Origin of the sequence: Pseudomonas sp. MWU12-3088 (genome assembly GCF_023242405.1) — a bacterium.
In the GTDB taxonomy this organism is placed as follows: Bacteria; Pseudomonadota; Gammaproteobacteria; order Pseudomonadales; family Pseudomonadaceae; genus Aquipseudomonas; species Aquipseudomonas kribbensis.
In genome coordinates this window covers 292,550-310,543 of record NZ_JALJEA010000002.1, presented here as the reverse complement: position 1 = coordinate 310,543, position 17,994 = coordinate 292,550, and the positions used below count along the sequence as shown (strand labels likewise).

Annotated in this window: 17 protein-coding genes; 14 read left to right on the top strand and 3 right to left on the bottom strand. The window is 62.0% G+C overall.

Annotated features, from left to right (window positions below):
* Positions 1-38 precede the first annotated feature (38 nt).
* A complete protein-coding gene (locus M5B98_RS07180) occupies positions 39-464 on the top strand; it encodes a DUF2269 domain-containing protein (RefSeq protein WP_248742319.1) in 426 nt (141 codons plus the stop codon).
* Between the two features lie 21 nt (positions 465-485).
* Here M5B98_RS07180 and M5B98_RS07175 read toward each other — a convergent pair whose 3' ends face one another.
* Positions 486-1,142: an HAD family hydrolase gene (locus M5B98_RS07175; RefSeq protein WP_085709023.1), complete on the bottom strand. Its 657-nt coding sequence runs from the start codon at positions 1,140-1,142 to the stop codon at positions 486-488.
* A gap of 143 nt (positions 1,143-1,285) precedes the next feature.
* On the opposite strand from M5B98_RS07175, the gene M5B98_RS07170 reads away from it, so the two are divergent.
* Positions 1,286-1,765, top strand: coding sequence for an RNA pyrophosphohydrolase (locus M5B98_RS07170; protein ID WP_003229203.1), 480 nt, complete (start codon positions 1,286-1,288; stop codon positions 1,763-1,765).
* A 22-nt stretch (positions 1,766-1,787) separates the two neighbouring features.
* On the top strand, positions 1,788-4,052 hold the full coding sequence (gene ptsP / locus M5B98_RS07165) for a phosphoenolpyruvate--protein phosphotransferase (protein WP_114886157.1): 2,265 nt from the start codon (positions 1,788-1,790) through the stop codon (positions 4,050-4,052).
* Positions 4,053-4,083: 31 nt separating this feature from the next.
* On the opposite strand, the gene M5B98_RS07160 is transcribed toward ptsP, so the two are convergent.
* Positions 4,084-4,830, bottom strand: coding sequence for an NRDE family protein (locus M5B98_RS07160; protein WP_248742318.1), 747 nt, complete (start codon positions 4,828-4,830; stop codon positions 4,084-4,086).
* A 130-nt stretch (positions 4,831-4,960) separates the two neighbouring features.
* Here M5B98_RS07160 and M5B98_RS07155 point away from each other — a divergent pair, with 130 nt between their 5' ends.
* The 3 genes from M5B98_RS07155 to M5B98_RS07145 all read left to right on the top strand — a co-directional run bounded on the left by M5B98_RS07155 (position 4,961) and on the right by M5B98_RS07145 (position 7,677).
* Positions 4,961-5,743, top strand: a complete 783-nt coding sequence (locus M5B98_RS07155) for a sulfite exporter TauE/SafE family protein (protein ID WP_134828427.1) — start codon at positions 4,961-4,963, stop codon at positions 5,741-5,743.
* 96 nt (positions 5,744-5,839) lie between these two features.
* Positions 5,840-6,655: a prolipoprotein diacylglyceryl transferase gene (gene lgt, locus M5B98_RS07150; protein ID WP_065258902.1), complete on the top strand. Its 816-nt coding sequence runs from the start codon at positions 5,840-5,842 to the stop codon at positions 6,653-6,655.
* A gap of 50 nt (positions 6,656-6,705) precedes the next feature.
* Positions 6,706-7,677, top strand: coding sequence for a thymidylate synthase (locus tag M5B98_RS07145; protein WP_011336420.1), 972 nt, complete (start codon positions 6,706-6,708; stop codon positions 7,675-7,677).
* A 128-nt stretch (positions 7,678-7,805) separates the two neighbouring features.
* Here M5B98_RS07145 and cadR read toward each other — a convergent pair whose 3' ends face one another.
* Entirely contained in the window at positions 7,806-8,255 is a 450-nt protein-coding gene (gene cadR / locus M5B98_RS07140) for a Cd(II)/Pb(II)-responsive transcriptional regulator (protein WP_064600182.1), read from the bottom strand.
* 84 nt (positions 8,256-8,339) lie between these two features.
* Here cadR and M5B98_RS07135 point away from each other — a divergent pair, with 84 nt between their 5' ends.
* The 8 genes from M5B98_RS07135 (at position 8,340) to M5B98_RS07100 (ending at position 17,950) form a co-directional block, all read left to right on the top strand.
* Positions 8,340-10,595: a heavy metal translocating P-type ATPase gene (locus M5B98_RS07135; RefSeq protein WP_248742317.1), complete on the top strand. Its 2,256-nt coding sequence runs from the start codon at positions 8,340-8,342 to the stop codon at positions 10,593-10,595.
* A 16-nt stretch (positions 10,596-10,611) separates the two neighbouring features.
* Positions 10,612-11,475, top strand: coding sequence for a LysR family transcriptional regulator (locus M5B98_RS07130; RefSeq protein WP_248742316.1), 864 nt, complete (start codon positions 10,612-10,614; stop codon positions 11,473-11,475).
* Between the two features lie 107 nt (positions 11,476-11,582).
* Positions 11,583-12,659 (top strand): putative 2-aminoethylphosphonate ABC transporter ATP-binding protein, encoded by a 1,077-nt coding sequence (locus tag M5B98_RS07125; RefSeq protein WP_248742315.1) that lies wholly within the window; start codon positions 11,583-11,585, stop codon positions 12,657-12,659.
* On the top strand, positions 12,659-14,383 hold the full coding sequence (locus M5B98_RS07120; RefSeq protein ID WP_119427510.1) for a putative 2-aminoethylphosphonate ABC transporter permease subunit: 1,725 nt from the start codon (positions 12,659-12,661) through the stop codon (positions 14,381-14,383). Before M5B98_RS07125 ends, M5B98_RS07120 begins: the two co-directional genes overlap by 1 nt.
* A 48-nt stretch (positions 14,384-14,431) precedes the next feature.
* Positions 14,432-15,457, top strand: a complete 1,026-nt coding sequence (locus M5B98_RS07115) for a putative 2-aminoethylphosphonate ABC transporter substrate-binding protein (protein WP_192552510.1) — start codon at positions 14,432-14,434, stop codon at positions 15,455-15,457.
* 128 nt (positions 15,458-15,585) lie between these two features.
* Positions 15,586-16,725 (top strand): TIGR03364 family FAD-dependent oxidoreductase, encoded by a 1,140-nt coding sequence (locus M5B98_RS07110; RefSeq protein ID WP_248742314.1) that lies wholly within the window; start codon positions 15,586-15,588, stop codon positions 16,723-16,725.
* A complete protein-coding gene (locus M5B98_RS07105) occupies positions 16,719-17,318 on the top strand; it encodes a phosphonate degradation HD-domain oxygenase (protein ID WP_248742313.1) in 600 nt (199 codons plus the stop codon). The genes M5B98_RS07110 and M5B98_RS07105 overlap by 7 nt, the downstream gene beginning before the upstream one ends.
* 68 nt (positions 17,319-17,386) lie before the next feature.
* Positions 17,387-17,950 (top strand): hypothetical protein, encoded by a 564-nt coding sequence (locus M5B98_RS07100; protein WP_248742312.1) that lies wholly within the window; start codon positions 17,387-17,389, stop codon positions 17,948-17,950.
* The last annotated feature ends 44 nt before the right edge of the window (positions 17,951-17,994 follow it).

Genomic DNA, 17,994 nt, shown 5'->3' with positions numbered 1-17,994 from the left:
CGGCTACGCTGATGGGCAGGCCATAAGGAAATTCGACAATGGAAACGTTAACTGCCCTGAAAACGGCGCACATGGTTGCCACCGTGGTTCTGCTGGCGGGTGCGCTGGGGCTGGGCATCTGGGTTTTACTGGCCCGGCGCAAGGGTGATGCGACGGCGGGCAGCCGCACGTTGCAGCGACCACGGGTGTTTGTCTGGCTGCTGATGGGCCTGGCGCTGCTGAGCATGCCTTTCACCGGCTGGTGGATGGTGCATCTGGTGGGCTGGCCGCTGGGGCAGACGTGGATTCTGGCCTCCAGCGTGCTGTACACCGGGGCGGCGCTGGCGTGGTTCTGGCTGCTGGTGCGCTTGAACCGCTTGCGCAAGACGCCGGGCGGTGTGGGCAGGTTCAGCTTTGCCCTGGCGTTGTTCAGTTTTGTCTGCTTTGTCGCGATTGCCGGATTGATGGGCGCCAAGCCGGTTTAGGCCCGGCGCCCGGTCTCGACATCAATCGCGCAGCGAAATGACCGACCAGCCACGCTTCTCGGCTTCGGCCCGCAGATTCGGATCCGGATCGACGGCCACCGGATTCACCACCTGCTCCAGCAGCGGCAAGTCGTTCATCGAGTCGCTGTAGAAGTAGCTGTCTTCCAGCGAATGCCCGGTCTCTTCCAGCCAGCGGTTCAGGCGCGTCACCTTGCCTTCGCGGAAGCACGGCACGTCGGTGCTGCGGCCGGTGTAGCGGCCGTCCTGCATCTCGCACTCGGTGGCGATCAGGGTTTCAACGCCCAGGCGCACGGCAATCGGTGCGGTGACGAAACGGTTGGTGGCGGTGATGATCACCAGTTTGTCGCCGGCGTCGCGGTGCTTTTTCAACAGTTCGACCGCTTTTGGCAGCATCAATGGCTCGATGCAGTCGCGCATGAAGTCGCTGTGCCATTGTTCGAGCACGGCCATGTCGGTGCGGCCGAGGATTTCCAGGCAGAAGTTCAGGTACGCGGCGTTATCCAGTTTGCCCGCCAGATAATCCTGGTAGAACTCGTCGTTGCGCGCCTTGTAGGCGATCGGGTCGAGGAAGCCGCGTTCACACAGATAGTCGCCCCAGGCGTGATCGCTGTCGCCGCCCAGAAGGGTGTTGTCCAAATCGAATAAAGCCAGGCGCATTGCAGTTACCCGCTGAAAAGTCAGTAAAAAGGCCACAAGAATACGGTCTTTTCACAAGAGTGCACATAAGCTCGGAACCTTCGTTGCCGCCTTCACAAGCTTTGTGGAACAATGCGGCGACATGCGTTTGCGAGGTTGTTGCCGTGATCGACCCCGATGGTTTCCGTCCTAATGTCGGGATCATTCTGACGAATGACGCCGGACAGGTGCTATGGGCTCGCCGTATCAATCAAGATGCCTGGCAGTTTCCACAGGGAGGAATCAATCCCGAGGAGACGCCGGAAGACGCCTTGTACCGCGAGTTGAACGAAGAAGTGGGCCTGGAACGCGAAGATGTTGAAATTCTCGCCTGTACCCGGGGCTGGTTGCGCTATCGTTTGCCGCAACGTCTGGTGCGAACCCACAGCCAACCGCTGTGCATCGGCCAGAAACAGAAGTGGTTTCTCCTGCGCCTGATCTCCAACGAGCAGCGGGTGCGGATGGATTTGACCGGTAAACCGGAGTTCGATGGCTGGCGCTGGGTCAGCTATTGGTATCCGCTGGGCCAGGTGGTGACATTCAAGCGCGAGGTGTATCGCCGCGCTCTCAAAGAGCTTGCCCCGCGCCTTTTAGCGCGCGACTGACGACGGAGTTCGACCCCGAGCCATGCTCAATACGCTGCGCAAGATCGTCCAGGAAGTTAACTCCGCCAAGGATCTCAAGGCGGCGTTGGGGATTATTGTGTTGCGCGTCAAAGAGGCCATGGGCAGCCAGGTCTGCTCGGTCTATCTGCTTGATCCCGAGACCAACCGCTTCGTCCTGATGGCCACCGAGGGCTTGAACAAGCGCTCGATCGGCAAGGTCAGCATGGCACCCAACGAAGGTCTGGTCGGCCTGGTCGGCACGCGTGAAGAACCCCTGAACCTCGAAAATGCCGCGGATCACCCGCGCTACCGCTACTTCGCCGAGACCGGCGAGGAGCGCTACGCCTCGTTCCTCGGGGCGCCGATCATTCACCACCGCCGCGTCGTCGGCGTGTTGGTCATCCAGCAGAAAGAACGCCGCCAGTTCGATGAAGGTGAAGAAGCCTTCCTCGTGACCATGAGCGCGCAGCTCGCCGGCGTAATCGCCCACGCCGAGGCCACCGGGTCGATCCGTGGCCTGGGCCGTCAGGGCAAGGGCATCCAGGAAGCCAAGTTCGTCGGTGTGCCGGGTTCACCGGGCGCGGCGGTCGGTACGGCGGTTGTCATGTTGCCGCCAGCCGACCTCGATGTCGTGCCGGACAAGACTGTCGACGACATCGATGCCGAAATAAAACTGTTCAAGAAGGCGCTTGAAGGCGTGCGCGCCGACATGCGCAACCTGTCGACCAAACTGGCCACCCAGTTGCGTCCCGAAGAACGCGCGTTGTTCGACGTGTACCAGATGATGCTCGATGACGCGTCCCTCGGTAACGAAGTCAAAACCGTGATCAAGACCGGTCAGTGGGCTCAGGGCGCGCTGCGTCAGGTGGTGACCGACCACGTCAACCGTTTCGAATTGATGGACGATGAATACCTGCGTGAGCGGGCCTCGGATGTGCGTGACCTCGGTCGCCGTCTGCTGGCCTACCTGCAGGAAGACCGCACGACCAACATGGTTTTCCCCGACAACACCATCCTGGTCAGTGAAGAGCTGACCGCCACCCAGCTCGGTGAAGTACCGGAAGGCAAGCTGGTGGGGTTGGTCTCGGTACTGGGTTCGGGTAACTCCCACGTCGCGATCCTGGCCCGGGCCATGGGTATTCCGACGGTGATGGGCGTAGTCGACTTGCCGTACGCCAAGGTCGATGGCATCCCGATGATCGTCGACGGGATCAAGGGCGAAATCTACACCAACCCGAGCGAAGTGCTGATCAAGCAATTCGCCGACGTGGTGGAAGAAGAGAAGCAACTGGCGCTGGGCCTCGATACCCTGCGCGACTTGCCGTGCGTGACCCTCGACGGCCACCGCATGCCGCTGTGGGTCAACACCGGCCTGCTGGCGGACGTGGCGCGGGCGCAGAAGCGTGGCGCCGAAGGTGTCGGTCTGTACCGCACCGAAGTGCCGTTCATGATCAACCAGCGTTTCCCGAGCGAGAAGGAACAACTGGCGATCTACCGCGAGCAGCTCGCCGCGTTCCACCCGCAACCAGTGACCATGCGTACGCTGGACATCGGCGGTGACAAGGCGCTGTCGTACTTCCCGATCAAGGAAGACAACCCGTTCCTTGGCTGGCGCGGGATCCGCGTCACCCTCGACCACCCGGAAATCTTCCTGGTGCAGACCCGCGCGATGCTCAAGGCCAGCGAAGGCCTGAACAACCTGCGGATCCTGTTGCCGATGATCTCCGGCATCCACGAGCTCGAAGAAGCGTTGCACCTGATCCACCGGGCCTGGGGCGAAGTGCGCGACGAAGGTACCGATGTGCCGATGCCGCCGGTGGGCGTGATGATCGAGATTCCGGCGGCGGTCTACCAGACCAGAGAACTGGCGCGGATGGTCGACTTCCTGTCGGTGGGTTCCAACGACCTCACCCAGTATCTGCTGGCCGTGGACCGCAACAACCCGCGTGTGGCCGATCTCTACGACTATCTGCACCCGGCGGTGCTGCAAGCCTTGCAGATCGTCGTGCGTGACGCCCATGCCGAAGGCAAGCCGGTGAGCATCTGTGGCGAGATGGCCGGTGACCCGGCGGCAGCGGTGCTGTTGATGGCGATGGGCTTCGACAGCCTGTCGATGAACGCCACCAACCTGCCGAAGGTGAAGTGGATGCTGCGTCAGATCAATCTGAGCAAGGCGAAGGATCTGCTGGCGGAACTGATGACCATCGACAACCCGCAAGTTATCCACAGCTCGCTGCAACTGGCGCTGAAGAGTCTCGGGCTGTCGCGGATGGTCAAACCGCTCTGAACAGAAGATCGCAGCCTTCGGGCTGCGATTTTCAAAGATTGATCTCCACTTCCCCCAGATGCCCGCCGTACGGCCCGAAACTGCGCTCCACCATCCGCCGCGTCCCGTCCGCCTGCACGATCAGCGCCGTACTCGCCCGCGTCCCGTAACTCTGACTGGCAATGAACACACTCGACAGCAGCGACTCGGTCGCCAGCCCCACGCCGGTATCCGGCAGCTCGGCGAACGGTGCCGTCTGCGCATCCCCCAGCAACGCCAGCAACCGCTCGGGCTGCGGATCATCCAGCACCGCACTCAATGCCGCCTTGGCCTTGAGCAGTTTCGGCCACGGCGTATCCAGCCCCGCATTTGAAAGTCCATAAATGCCCGGCTGCAACATCACCGGTTCCGAAGACCGCGCGTTGAAATGCCACATCTCGTGGGCATTGCCCAGCAGCAGATTGAACCCGGCATATTCCGGCGAGCGGGCGACAACGTCGGACAAATAGTCATCGATCGACAGGTTTCCGGTCAGAAACCCCGCCACCAGTTCACCCCGGGAGCGCCGGGCCGGAGGCTGATGCGGATCGCGGATGTTGGTCAGCGCGGCAAAGCGGCCGTTGGCGCCGAGGCCGAGCCAGGTGCCGCCGGCCTCCAGATCCCGTCCGGCATGGACGTGCGGCGACTCGGGCCACTGGGCCAGCGGCAGACTGGGCCGGGCATAGAACTCGTCACGGTTGGCCGCGACGATCAGCGGCTGGGCATGCCCCGGCCGCCAGGCGAAAACGATCAGGCACATAAGGTGGTCCTTGTGTGTTTTCTGTCCACTCTACGCAGACATCGTCCGTGCATCCATCGCCAGTGGAGCCGAAGGCCATGCATCCGTTACCATGCCGCTCCGGTTTTGGGATGCGCCTCTGGAGGCAGTCATGGAATTTCTGCTCTATCTGGCGCTGGGTGCCTGCGCAGGCGTGCTGGCTGGGCTGTTCGGGGTTGGCGGCGGGATCATCATCGTCCCGGTGCTGGTGTTCAGTTTCACCTTGCAGGGTTTCGATCCGTCGATCCTGACCCACCTGGCCGTCGGCACGTCGCTGGCGACGATCATCTTCACCTCGGTCAACGCCGTGCGTGAACATCATCGACGCGGGGCGGTGCGCTGGCCGATTTTCGCCTGGATGACCGTCGGGATCCTGCTCGGGGCCGGTTTCGGCGCGCTGACCGCCGAAGCGATCTCCGGGCCCAACCTGCAGAAGATCATCGGTGTGTTCGCCCTGGTAATCGCGGCGCAGCTGGCGCTGGACGTCAAACCCAAGGCCAGTCGAACGGTGCCCGGCAAATTCGGTCTGACCGTGGCCGGCAGTGTGATCGGCTGGGCGTCGGCGATTTTCGGCATTGGCGGCGGCTCGCTGACCGTGCCGTTCCTGACCTGGCGCAGCGTGCCGATGCAGCAGGCCGTGGCGACCTCGTCGGCCTGTGGCCTGCCGATCGCTTTGGCAAGTGCAATAAGTTTCATGATTCTGGGCTGGCATGATCCGTTGCTGCCGGCCCATAGTCTCGGGTTTGTGTATCTGCCGGCGCTGCTGGGCATTGCGCTGACCAGCATGGTGTTCGCCCGGATCGGCGCGCGGCTGGCGCACAAGTTGTCGCCGAAGTTGCTGAAACGGCTGTTTGCCGCTTTGCTGTTCTGCGTGGGGCTGAGCTTTCTGTTCTGAGGCGTTTGTTCCGAGCAGGCCACAATCCTGGCTTAATCCTGAGGTGGCAGCGTCGCCCGGGAATTTTGAAGATTTGAACTCTAACGAGGAGTCGCAATGCTGCCTTACCCGCAGATCGACCCGGTGGCCCTGGCCATCGGTCCGCTGAAAATCCATTGGTACGGCCTGATGTATCTGGTCGGCATCGGCGGTGCGTGGCTGCTGGCGTCGCGCCGGCTCAACCGTTTCGACCCGACCTGGACCAAAGAGAAACTCTCCGACCTGGTGTTCTGGCTGTCGATGGGGGTGATTGTCGGCGGGCGACTGGGCTATGTGCTGTTCTACGATCTGAGCGCCTACATCGCCAACCCGACGCTGATTTTCGAAGTGTGGAAGGGCGGCATGTCGTTCCACGGCGGCTTCATCGGTGTGATGCTGGCGGCGTTGTGGTTCGGCAAGCGTAACGGCAAGTCGTTCTTCCAGCTGATGGACTTTGTGGCGCCGATGGTGCCGATCGGTCTGGGCGCCGGGCGTATCGGCAACTTCATCAACGCCGAATTGTGGGGCAAGGCCACCGACGTGCCGTGGGCCATGGTGTTCCCGCCGTTCAGCGACCCGGCGCAACTGCCGCGTCACCCGTCGCAGCTGTATCAGTTCGCGCTCGAAGGCGTGGCACTGTTCCTGATCCTCTGGCTGTTCTCGCGCAAGCCGCGACCAACCATGGCGGTCTCGGGCATGTTCGCGCTGTTCTATGGCATCTTCCGTTTCATCGTCGAATTCGTCCGCGTGCCGGATGCGCAGCTGGGCTACCTGGCCTGGAACTGGCTGACCATGGGTCAGATCCTCTGCGTACCGATGATCATCGGCGGGCTGTTCCTGATCTGGCTGGCCTACCGCCGTGCCCCGTCGGCGCCGGTTGCCCCGACAGCTTAAATATTCGAACCCCGGCGCAGTTGGCCGGGGCTCAAGGACACAGGTAACTCATGAAGCAATATCTCGATCTGGTGTCGCACGTCATCAACAACGGCACCAAACAGGCCAACCGTACCGGCGTGAACACCATCAGCTTTCCGGGCGCGATGCTGCGCTTCGATCTGCAGGAAGGTTTCCCGGCGATCACCACCCGCAAGATGGCCTTCAAATCGGCCATCGGCGAGATGTGCGGCTTTCTGCGTGGCGTGAACAACGCCGCCGAATTCCGTGCGCTGGGCTGCAAGGTCTGGGATCAGAACGCCAACGAAAACGCCCAGTGGCTGGCCAACCCGTTCCGTCAGGGCGAAGACGACCTCGGCGAAATCTACGGCGTGCAATGGCGCAAATGGCCGGCGTACAAGCAGATCCCGCTGAGCAACACCGCCGCCATCGAACAAACCTTGAGCAACGGCTACAAGCAGATTGCCCAGGGCGAAGAAGACGGCCAGGCCTACGTGGTGCTGTACAAAGCCATCGATCAGGTGCGCCAGTGCGTCGACACGATCATCAAGGACCCGGGCAGCCGCCGCATCCTGTTCCACGGCTGGAACTGCGCCCAGCTCGATGAAATGGCCCTGCCGCCGTGCCATCTGCTGTACCAGTTCCACCCGAATGTCGAGACCAAAGAGATTTCTCTGACCCTCTACATCCGCTCCAACGACCTGGGCCTGGGCACGCCGTTCAACCTCACCGAAGGCGCTGCGCTGCTGAGCCTGATCGGTCGCCTGACCGGCTACACGCCGCGCTGGTTCACCTATTTCATCGGTGACGCCCACGTCTACGAAAACCACCTCGACATGCTCAACGAACAGCTCAAGCGCGAGCCGTTCGCCATGCCGAAGCTGAAGATTTCGGATCGTGTGCCGGAGTTTGCCAAGACTGGCGTGTACCAGCCGGAATGGCTGGAGCTGGTGGAACCGAGCGACTTCTCGCTGGAAGGCTATGAACACCATGCGCCGATGACCGCGCCGATGGCGGTCTGACGAGCAATACGCAAAACCCCTGTGGGAGCGGGCTTGCTCGCGAAGGCAGTGTTTGAGTCGATAGTGATGTTGGCTGATACACCGCTTTCGCGAGCAAGCCCGCTCCCACATTTGGTTCTGAGTAAGTATCAATGGCCGTGGCTGCGGCCCACGTGGGAATGCTCGACCTCCGTCGCCACAACCCCGCCACTCACCTCCAGCCGCTGCAAAATCCCGCACTGATCCGCCTCCGGCCCTTCGCCACAACGCTGGCGCAGGTCGAGCAGTTGCGTCTGCAATGCCAACAACCCGTCGATCCGCGCCTTGACGTGCTGGATGTGCTCGTCGATCAGCGCATTCACGCTCTCGCACTGATCCTGCGGGCTGTCGCGCAAGGCGAGCAGGCTGCGGATTTCTTCGAGGGTCATGTCGAGGGTGCGGCAGTTGCGGATGAAGGTCAGGCGCTCGGCGTGGGCCTGGGTGTAGACGCGGTAGTTGCCGTCGCTGCGGGCCGGTTCCGGCAGCAGGTTTTCGCGCTCGTAGTAGCGGATGGTTTCCACGGCGCAATCGGTCTGTTTCGCCAGTTCTCCGATCTTCATGACAGCGATCTCCAAAAGGGTGCTTGACCCTATAGTGGCTACAGGGTCTTTACTTGGCAACAGGCACCTTCATGGACGCGACCAATGAGCGATTCCCAGCACACCCACAAATCCCACGCGGGACACGACCACAGCCACAAATTGCAGCCTGTGCATAAACATGATCACGGCGCTGATTCCTGCTGTGCATCAAAAGCCGCAGCCCCGTCGCTGATTCAACTGAGCGAGGCGAAAAGCGCCGACGCCCGGTTGAGCAGTTTCCGTATCGAAGCGATGGACTGCCCGACCGAGCAGACGCTGATCCAGAACAAGCTCGGCAAACTGGCCGGGATCCAGCAGCTGGAATTCAACTTGATCAACCGCGTGCTTGGCGTGACTCACAATCTGCCGGACACCGCTCCGATCATCGACGCGATCAAATCCCTCGGCATGCAGGCCGAGCCACTTGAGGCGGGCGTTGATGCCCCCGCCGCCGCCCCGGTGAAAAAACACTGGTGGCCGCTGGCGCTGTCCGGCGTCGGTGCGCTCGCTGCCGAAGTGATCCACTTCACCAGCGCTGCCCCGACCTGGGTGGTGGCGATCATCGCGCTGATCTCGATCCTCAGCGGCGGCCTCACCACCTACAAGAAGGGTTGGATCGCCCTGAAGAACCGCAACCTCAACATCAACGCCCTGATGAGCATCGCCGTGACCGGCGCGGTGTTGATCGGCCAGTGGCCGGAAGCGGCGATGGTGATGTTCCTGTTCACTGTGGCCGAGCTGATCGAAGCACGCTCGCTGGATCGCGCACGCAACGCCATCAGCGGTTTGATGCAGATGACGCCGGAGCAGGCGACTGTGTTGCAGGCGGACGGCAACTGGGTCGAACTGGATGTGAAAAGCATCGATCTCGGCGCCCGCGTGCGGGTGAAACCCGGCGAGCGCATCGCGCTGGACGGTGAAGTCGTCAGCGGCAGTTCGACCATCGATCAGGCGCCGATCACCGGTGAAAGCCTGCCGGTGGAAAAAACCGTCGGCGACAAAGTCTTCGCCGGCACCATCAACCAGGCCGGTTCGCTGGAATACACAGTGACCGCAGCGGCGAACAATTCCACCCTGGCGCGAATTATCCACGCCGTGGAACAGGCGCAAGGCGCACGGGCGCCGACCCAGCGCTTCGTCGATCAATTCTCGAAAATCTACACCCCGGTGGTCTTCGTTCTGGCCCTGGCCGTGGCGATCATTCCGCCGCTGTTCATGGGCGCTGTATGGTTCGACTGGATCTATCGCGCGCTGGTGCTGCTGGTGGTCGCGTGCCCGTGCGCACTGGTGATTTCCACCCCGGTGACCATCGTCAGCGGCCTCGCCGCAGCGGCGCGCAAAGGCATTCTGGTCAAGGGCGGCGTGTACCTGGAGGGCGGTTTCAAGCTCGACTATCTGGCCCTCGACAAGACCGGCACCATCACCCACGGCAAACCGGTGCAGACCGATTACCTGTCCCTCGACCCGACCGCCGACGCCACGGCTCCGGCCATTGCCGCCGCGCTGGCCGGGCGTTCCGATCACCCGGTGTCGCTGGCCATCGCCAATGCCGCTGTGGATAAAGGGTTCGCGCCGCTGGTTGTGGATAACTTCGAAGCGTTGGCCGGGCGCGGTGTGAAAGGTGAGGTCAACGGTCAGGCCTACCATTTGGGCAATCACCGACTGGTGGAAGAACTGGGCCTGTGCTCGCCGCAACTGGAAGAAAAGCTGTTCGCGCTGGAGAAGCAAGGCAAGTCCGTGGTGTTGCTGCTCGACAGCTCCGGCCCGCTGGCGCTGTTCGCCGTGGCCGACACGGTCAAGGAAACCAGCCGCGAGGCGATCCGCCAGTTGCACGACTTGGGCGTGAAAACCCTGATGCTGACCGGCGACAACGTCCACACCGCGCAGGCGATTGCGGCGCAGGTCGGGATCGACCAGGCCAAGGGCGACTTGTTGCCGACCGACAAACTGCAGGCCATCGAAGACCTGTATGCGCAGGGCCGTCGGGTCGGCATGGTCGGCGACGGCATCAACGATGCGCCGGCACTGGCTCGGGCGGAGATCGGTTTTGCGATGGCGGCGGCCGGTACGGATACAGCGATTGAAACCGCCGATGTCGCCCTGATGGACGACGATCTGCGCAAGATTCCGGCGTTCATCAGCCTGTCCCGCAACACGGCCAGCATCCTGAAACAGAACATTGCGTTGGCATTGGTGATCAAGGCTATCTTTCTTGGGGTAACCTTCGCCGGGCTCGCCACCATGTGGATGGCGGTGTTTGCCGACATGGGCGTGAGCCTGTTGGTGGTGTTCAACGGTTTGCGCCTGTTGCGCAAATAGAGGAAGAGGGGCGGTCGTGCTGAGTGCCGAGCTGAAAGCGTTTTACATGGTGGCCCGCCTGGGCAGCATCACGCTGGCGGCGAAAAAGCTCGGCCTCAGTCAACCGACCGTGACCACCCAGATCCGCAATCTGGAAAGTCAGTATTCGGTGGAGCTGTTCTACCGTGGTGGCCGCCGCCTGAGTGTCAGCGACGAAGGCGCGCGGCTGTTGCCGATGGTCAAGGCGCTGTTGCAGCAGGAGGCCGACATCGAGTTCTTCCTGCGCAACAGCGGCCAGGTGCAGGGCACGCTGCGCATCGCCGCCACCGCGCCGTATTACATCCTCGATCTGGTGAAGACCTTCCGCGAGCGCCTGCCGCAGGTGGAAGTGTCGGTGGAAATCGGCAATTCACAGCAAGTGCTCGAAGCGCTGGAGGATTACCGGGTGGATGTCGCGGCTTCGTCGCAATTGCTCGACGATGCGCGGCTGATCCGCCGGGTGCTCGGCAGCGATCCGCTGGTGCTGGCGGTGCATCGCAATCACCCGCTGGCGGCACACGACCACGTGACGCTGAACGCGCTGGCCGGACATACCTTGTTGATGCGCGAGCCGGGCTCGACCACCCGTCGCCTGACCGAAGAGTTGCTGGCCGGTGCCGGGGTCAGTTTCGGGCCGTTGCTGGAGATCGGCAGCCGCGAATCGATCCGCGAAGCGGTGCTGCGCAACATCGGCATCAGCATCATCGCCCGCCAGGAAGTGCCGCATGATCCGCTGTTGCGGGTGCTGACCCTGGAGAATGCGCCGCAGATCCCCGAATACCTCTACTGTCTCAAGGAACGCAAGAATGCGCGCTTGCCGGCGGCGTTTCTCGGGCTGGCGCAGGAAATGTCTCCGGCCTGATCAACCAAAATCCCTGAATACCACTATCGGTCGTTTTTGCCTCGTTGCCATATGACCGACGCATTACAACTCTAGGATTCGTCTCATCTGCTTGATGAGGCCTGTCCATGAACCCTGCAATCGCAACTGCCCTGACCAACCCCGGCGCCCCGATGAAAGTGCGCGGCGTGCAGAAGCGCTTCGGCGCCTTCACGGCGCTGGATAACGTCTCCCTCGATGTCGCGGCCGGTGAGCTGGTATGCCTGCTCGGCCCGTCGGGCTGTGGCAAGACCACACTGCTGCGTTGCATTGCCGGTCTGGAGAAGCAGGACAGCGGCGAGTTGTACCTCGGCGATCGCGACGTTTCCCACCTCGCGCCCCAGGCCCGGGACTACGGCATCCTGTTCCAGTCCTACGCGCTGTTCCCCAATCTGACCGTCGAAGCGAACATTGCCTACGGCCTCGCCGGCAGCGGTCGCGATGAAGTGCGCCGTCGTGTCGGTCAGATGCTGGAACTGGTCGGCCTGAGCGGCAGCGAGAAAAAGTACCCGGGCCAGTTGTCCGGCGGCCAGCAGCAACGTGTGGCGCTGGCCCGTGCCTTGGCGCCGGCGCCGTCGCTGCTGTTGCTCGACGAACCGATGTCGGCCCTCGATGCCCGGGTCCGCGAGCATCTGTGCACCGAGCTGCGCCAGCTGCAGCGCAACCTCGGCATCACCACCCTGATGGTCACCCACAATCAGGACGAAGCCATGCTGATGGCCGACCGCATCGCCGTGATGAACAACGGCAAGGTCGAGCAATACGCCACCCCACAGGAAATCTACAACCGCCCGGCCACGCCGTTCGTGGCCGAGTTCGTCGGCCAGGGCAACTGGCTGCCGTTCCAGCGCAGCAGCGACAGCCACGCCAAGGTCGGCGGGATGAATCTGCGCCTCGCCGATGGCAGCGTCCACAGCCCGTCGGGCCGACTGTTCTGCCGCCCGGAAGCAATCAGCGTCAATCCGTTGGTGCATGAGGAAAACCTGTTCCCGGCCAAGGTCCGCGAGATCACTTTCCTCGGCAACCGCTGCCGCATGAGCTTCGAGCTCGATCAACTGCCCGGCCACGCCTTGCTCGCCGAACTGGCGCCGGAAGCCATGCCACGCCTTGGCGCCCAGCAGATCATGGTCGCCTTGCCGCCACGCAGCCTGCAGGTGTTTGCCTGATGAACAGCAACCTCGCACTGCCGCTACCGCAAAAGCAGGCGCGGCAGGTGTCCGGGGCCGAGGTCGGTGACCGGATTTTCGTTCTCGGCGGCAAACTTCTGCTGCTGGTGTTGCTCGGTGTGGCGGTGCTGTTGCCATTGCTGGCGATCTTCTGGCGCGGCTTCAGCAGCGAAGCCGGGCAGGGCGGTGGCTGGCTGGCGGCGAAGGAACTGGTGACCAGCGACAACTTCCACTGGTTGCTTGGTAACAGCCTGAAAGTTTCCCTCAGCGTCGCGGCCATCGTCGTACCGCTGGCCTACCTGTTTGCCTACGCCTTGCAGCGCACGTTGATTCCGGCAAAAGGCATCTGGCGCGGGATTTCGCTGCTGCCACTGATGGCGCCGTCGATGCTGCCGGGGATTGCGCTGGTCTATCTGTTCGGCAATCAGGGCATGTTGCGCGGGCTGCTGTCGGACAACATCTACGGTTTCTGGGGGATTGTGCTGGGCGAGGTGATCTACACCTTCCCACACGCCTTGATGATTTTGCTGTCAGCCCTGTCGCTGGCGGATGCGCGACTGTTCGACGCCGCGTCGAGCATGGGTGCCAGTCCGGCGAAGGCCTTTCGCAGTATCACCTGGCCGGCGACGCGCCAGGCTGTGTTCGCCGCATTCTGTCTGGTGTTCACCCTGACCATCACCGATTTCGGTGTGCCGGTAGTGGTCGGTGGCGACTATCAAGTGCTGGCGCTGGAAGCCTACAAAGCCGTGGTCGGCCAGCAGCAATTCGGTCGCGGCGCGTTGATCGGCATGGTTCTGTTGCTGCCGGCGCTGTTCAGCTTCGGTGTCGATGCCTGGTTGCGTCGGCGTCACGGCGACTCCATGAGCGGCCGCGCCCAGGTGTTCAAACCGGCGCCGTCAAAGAAGCGCGACGCCTGTTATCTGGCCATCGTCCTGCTGATCAGCGCGGCGTTGCTGCTGGTGTTCGGCATGGCGGTGTTCTCGTCGCTGGTGAAGTTCTGGCCGTACAACCTGTCGCTGTCGCTCAACCACTACCAGTTCAACGAAACCGCCGGCGGTGGCTGGCTGGCCTACGGCAACAGTCTGAAAATGGCGCTGGGCACGGCGTTGATCGGCAGCGTGCTGATCTTCACCGGTGCCTACCTGATGGAAAAGACCCGCAGCCAGCGCGGGCTGAATCTGACGCTGCGCATGCTCAGTTTCGTACCGATGGCGGTGCCGGGGCTGGTGCTGGGTCTGGGTTACGTCTTCTTCTTCAACCTCACCGGCAACCCGTTGCATGTGCTGTACGGGACCATGACCCTGCTGATCGTCTGCACCATTGCTCACTATCTGACCACTGCGCAGATGACCGCCACCACCGCGTTGCGCCAGCTCGACGCCGAGTTCGAAGCCGCCGCGCTGTCGCTCAAGGCGCCGCTGTACCGGCATTACCTGCGGGTCACCGTGCCGATCTGCCTGCCGGCGCTACTGGACATCGTGCGCTACCTGTTCGTCTCGGCCATGACCACCGTTTCCGCCGCGATCTTCCTCTACAGCCCCGACACCATCCTCGCGGCGGTGGCGGTGCTGAACATGGATGACGCCGGCAACGTCGGCGGTGCGGCGGCGATGTCGACCCTGATTCTGTTCACCTCGGCGGGCGTGTCCTTGCTGCTGGCGTGGGCTTCGCGCGGCTTGCTGCGCCGTTCCCAGGCCTGGCGGCAAACGGCGCCCGGTCACTGATTCCATCCCGTTCAACTCCCCCTCAACTCAAAAGACAGGAAAACGATCATGTTCAAGCCTATGGCCCTGGCCGCTGCTGTGCTCGCTACTTTCAGCCTGAATGCCTTCGCGGCAAAAACCGAGTTGACGGTGTACACCGCCCTCGAAGCCGAACAGCTGACCGCCTACAAGGCTGCGTTCGAAAAGGCCAACCCGGACGTCGAGATTAAGTGGGTGCGCGATTCCACCGGGATCATCACTGCCAAACTGCTGGCTGAAAAAGAGCGTCCACAGGCTGACGCGGTGTGGGGCCTGGCCGCTTCGAGCCTGGCGATCCTCGATCAGCAAGGCATGCTGCAAAGCTATGCGCCGAAGGACCTGGGCAAGATCGGCGCGAACTACCGCGACGCCGCCAACCCGCCAGCCTGGGTCGGCATGGACGTCTGGGCCGCGACCATCTGCTTCAACACCGTCGAGGCCGAGAAGCAGGGCCTGACCAAACCGGTGAGCTGGCAGGACCTGACCAAGCCTGAGTACAAAGGCAAGATCGTGATGCCGAACCCGGCCTCGTCCGGCACCGGTTTCCTCGACGTCAGCGCCTGGCTGCAAACCTTCGGCGAGAAACAGGGCTGGGCCTACATGGACGGTCTGCACCAGAACATCGGCCAATACGTTCACTCCGGTTCCAAGCCTTGCAAACTGGCTGCTGCCGGTGAGTTCCCGATCGGCATTTCCTTCGAATACCCGGCCGTTCAGCTGAAGCGTCAGGGCGCGCCGCTGGACATCATCCTGCCGAAGGAAGGCCTGGGCTGGGAGATCGAAGCGACTGCCGTGATCAAAGGTACGCCGCATGAAGAGGCTGCGAAGAAACTGGCCGACTTCTCCGCCAGCGCCCCGGCGATGGATCTGTACAAGGAAAACTTTGCCGTCCTCGCTCAGCCGGGCATCGCCAAGCCACAGACCGAACTGCCGGCCGACTACGAGCAGCGCCTGATCAAGAACGACTTTGCGTGGGCCTCGAAGAACCGCGACGAGATCCTGACCGAATGGCGCAAGCGCTATGACGGCAAGTCCGAGAAAGTCGCTGCCAAGTAAGATCTTCATCGACTGACAGGGCCTCTTCGCGAGCAAGCTCGCTCCCACAGGGAATTGCGTTGTGAATGCGATCCAGTGTGGGAGCGAGCTTGCTCGCGAAAGCGGTCTCTCATTCAGAGCACCTCTAGATGACACAACACAAAGACTTGCTGATCGTCGGCGCCGGCATCCTGGGCCTGTCCCACGCTTATGCCGCCGCCAGACGCGGTCTCAAAGTCACGGTTTTCGAGCGCACCGCCACGCCAATCGGCGCATCGGTACGCAACTTCGGCCAGGCACTGGTCACCGGCCAGCCACCGGGTCCGATGCTCGAACTGGCCAAGGCCAGCCGCGAAATCTGGGGCCAGTGGGCGCAGCTCGCCGGCCTGCAACTCAAGCGCAACGGTTCGTACCTGTTCGCCCGTACCGAGGCCGAAGAGCACTTGCTCGAAGCCTTCTGTGCCGGGCGCGCCGTGGAGCACGGCTACCGCGTCGAGCTGCTGCGCGGTGCCGCGCTGCGTGATCTGTATGGCGGCCAGTTCAGCCATCACCGCGCCGCACTGCACGGCATGGACGATCAACAGCTGTATTCCCGGGAAGCGATTCCGGCGCTGATCGAATACCTGCGTCGCGAACTCAACGTCGAGTTTCACTTCTCGACGCTGGTGCGCGACGTCGAACCGGGGCGCCTGCACAGCACCGCCGGGATCTTCACCACCGAGCAGATCATCGTCTGTTCCGGCCACGATTATCAGACCTTGCTGGCCGAGCCGATTGCCGCCCTCGACCCGCAGATCTGCCGCCTGCAAATGCTCCGCGCCCGACCGCAGATCGACCTGAACCTGCAACACGCCTTGCTCACCGGCCTCAGCTGCGTGCATTACGGCGCCTTCGCCGATTTGCCGGAAGCGGCGGCGGTGCAGGCGCAGATCCTGCGCGAGCAACCGCACCTGCAGGAAAACGGCATTCACCTGCTGATCAGCCCGACGCCTTACGGCGAACTGATCATCGGCGACTCGCACCATTACGGCAGCGATCCTTCACCGTTCAACGCCGAGCAAGTCGATAACTGGATGCTCGAACTGGCCGAACAGACCCTTGGTTGCAAGGTGCAAGTGGTCGAGCGCTGGCAGGGTGTCTATGGGTCCCGGGGGCCGGGGCCGTTTTCGTTCCTGCGTCCGGCACCGGGGCTGAGTGTGGCGCTGATGCACAGCGGCGTCGGCATGAGCGTCGGCCCGGCCATGGCCGAGCGCAATGTCGCACAGCTTTTTGGAGAGTACGGATGTTGACTCACGAGCAAGTCATCGAACGGGTGTTCGGCCTCTATGAGCGGTTCGGCGCCAGCGACTACATCGGCGAACCGGTGTCGCAGATCGAGCACATGTCCCAGGCGGCGCAACTGGCCATCGCCGAAGGCTTTGACGACGAAGTGGTGCTCGCCGCGTTCTTCCACGACATCGGTCACTTGTGTGCCGAAGGCGCGGAGAATATGGGCGGTTACGGCGTGGTCAGCCACGAGCGCCTCGGTGCCGACTATTTGCGTGAGGCCGGATTCAGTGAGCGCCTGGCGCGGCTGGTGGAGTATCACGTCCAGGCCAAGCGTTTTCTGACGCTCAGGGAGCCGGGCTATTACGAACGCTTGAGCGAAGCCAGCCGCCGCACCCTGGAATATCAGGGCGGGGTGATGACCGAGGCTGAAGCCGATGCGTTCGAGCAGGATCCGCTGTGCGCCGTCAGCCTGCGGATGCGCCAGTGGGATGAACTGGCGAAGGAAATGGCGGTGCCGGTGATGGATCTTGAGTTGCTAAAAAACAAGGCAGATAAGTTGTTGTCCATTGGCCGAAGCGATGAATTTGAAAGGAAAGATATCGGCTCTCAGTAAACGGTAAGTTGTCCCACAAATATTGATGAATAGGCTTATAGAGGGGATTCGGGCATGGACTTAGGTTGATGACTCTTCAAACCGAGATCATTCCCATGCGTTATTTGAAAGTCATTGCCCAGGATCAAAGTCAAAACGGCGTTGCCGACACCGTTCATTTTCACTTCTGTGAAGTCACTCCGGGACCGAATGAAGACTGCGTGCTGTTTAAAGCTTCAGCCTTCGACATGAATGGCGATGGCAGGATCGATCAGCTATGCGGCGGCGACGTAAACGATGATGGCAAGCGCAATCTGCGCGACGAACAATTACTCAAGCGATTCGCCAAGGCTTATCTGAAGTTGAATTGGAACAATCCAGCCGGAAGCCTGCTCCGCTACATGCAAATATTTGCCGAGGACTTTACGACCGACAGCACACCTGAAGCCGTTCGATTGCACTTTCACGAGGGTGTTGGCAGTCCGGTAAACCATTCGATGGTCTACGGGGCGACCGCCTATGACGTTGACAACAATGGCAGTCTTGAATGGATTCTGGCCCCGGATCTTGACCACGATGGTCGGGCCGGTAAAAGCGATGAGCATCAGGTGAAATGGCTGGCCACCGAGTTTCTGAAATTCAACTGGAAGTAATTTCAAGGCGGACCGTCGTAAACAGGTGGGTGACTGAAGGAGCG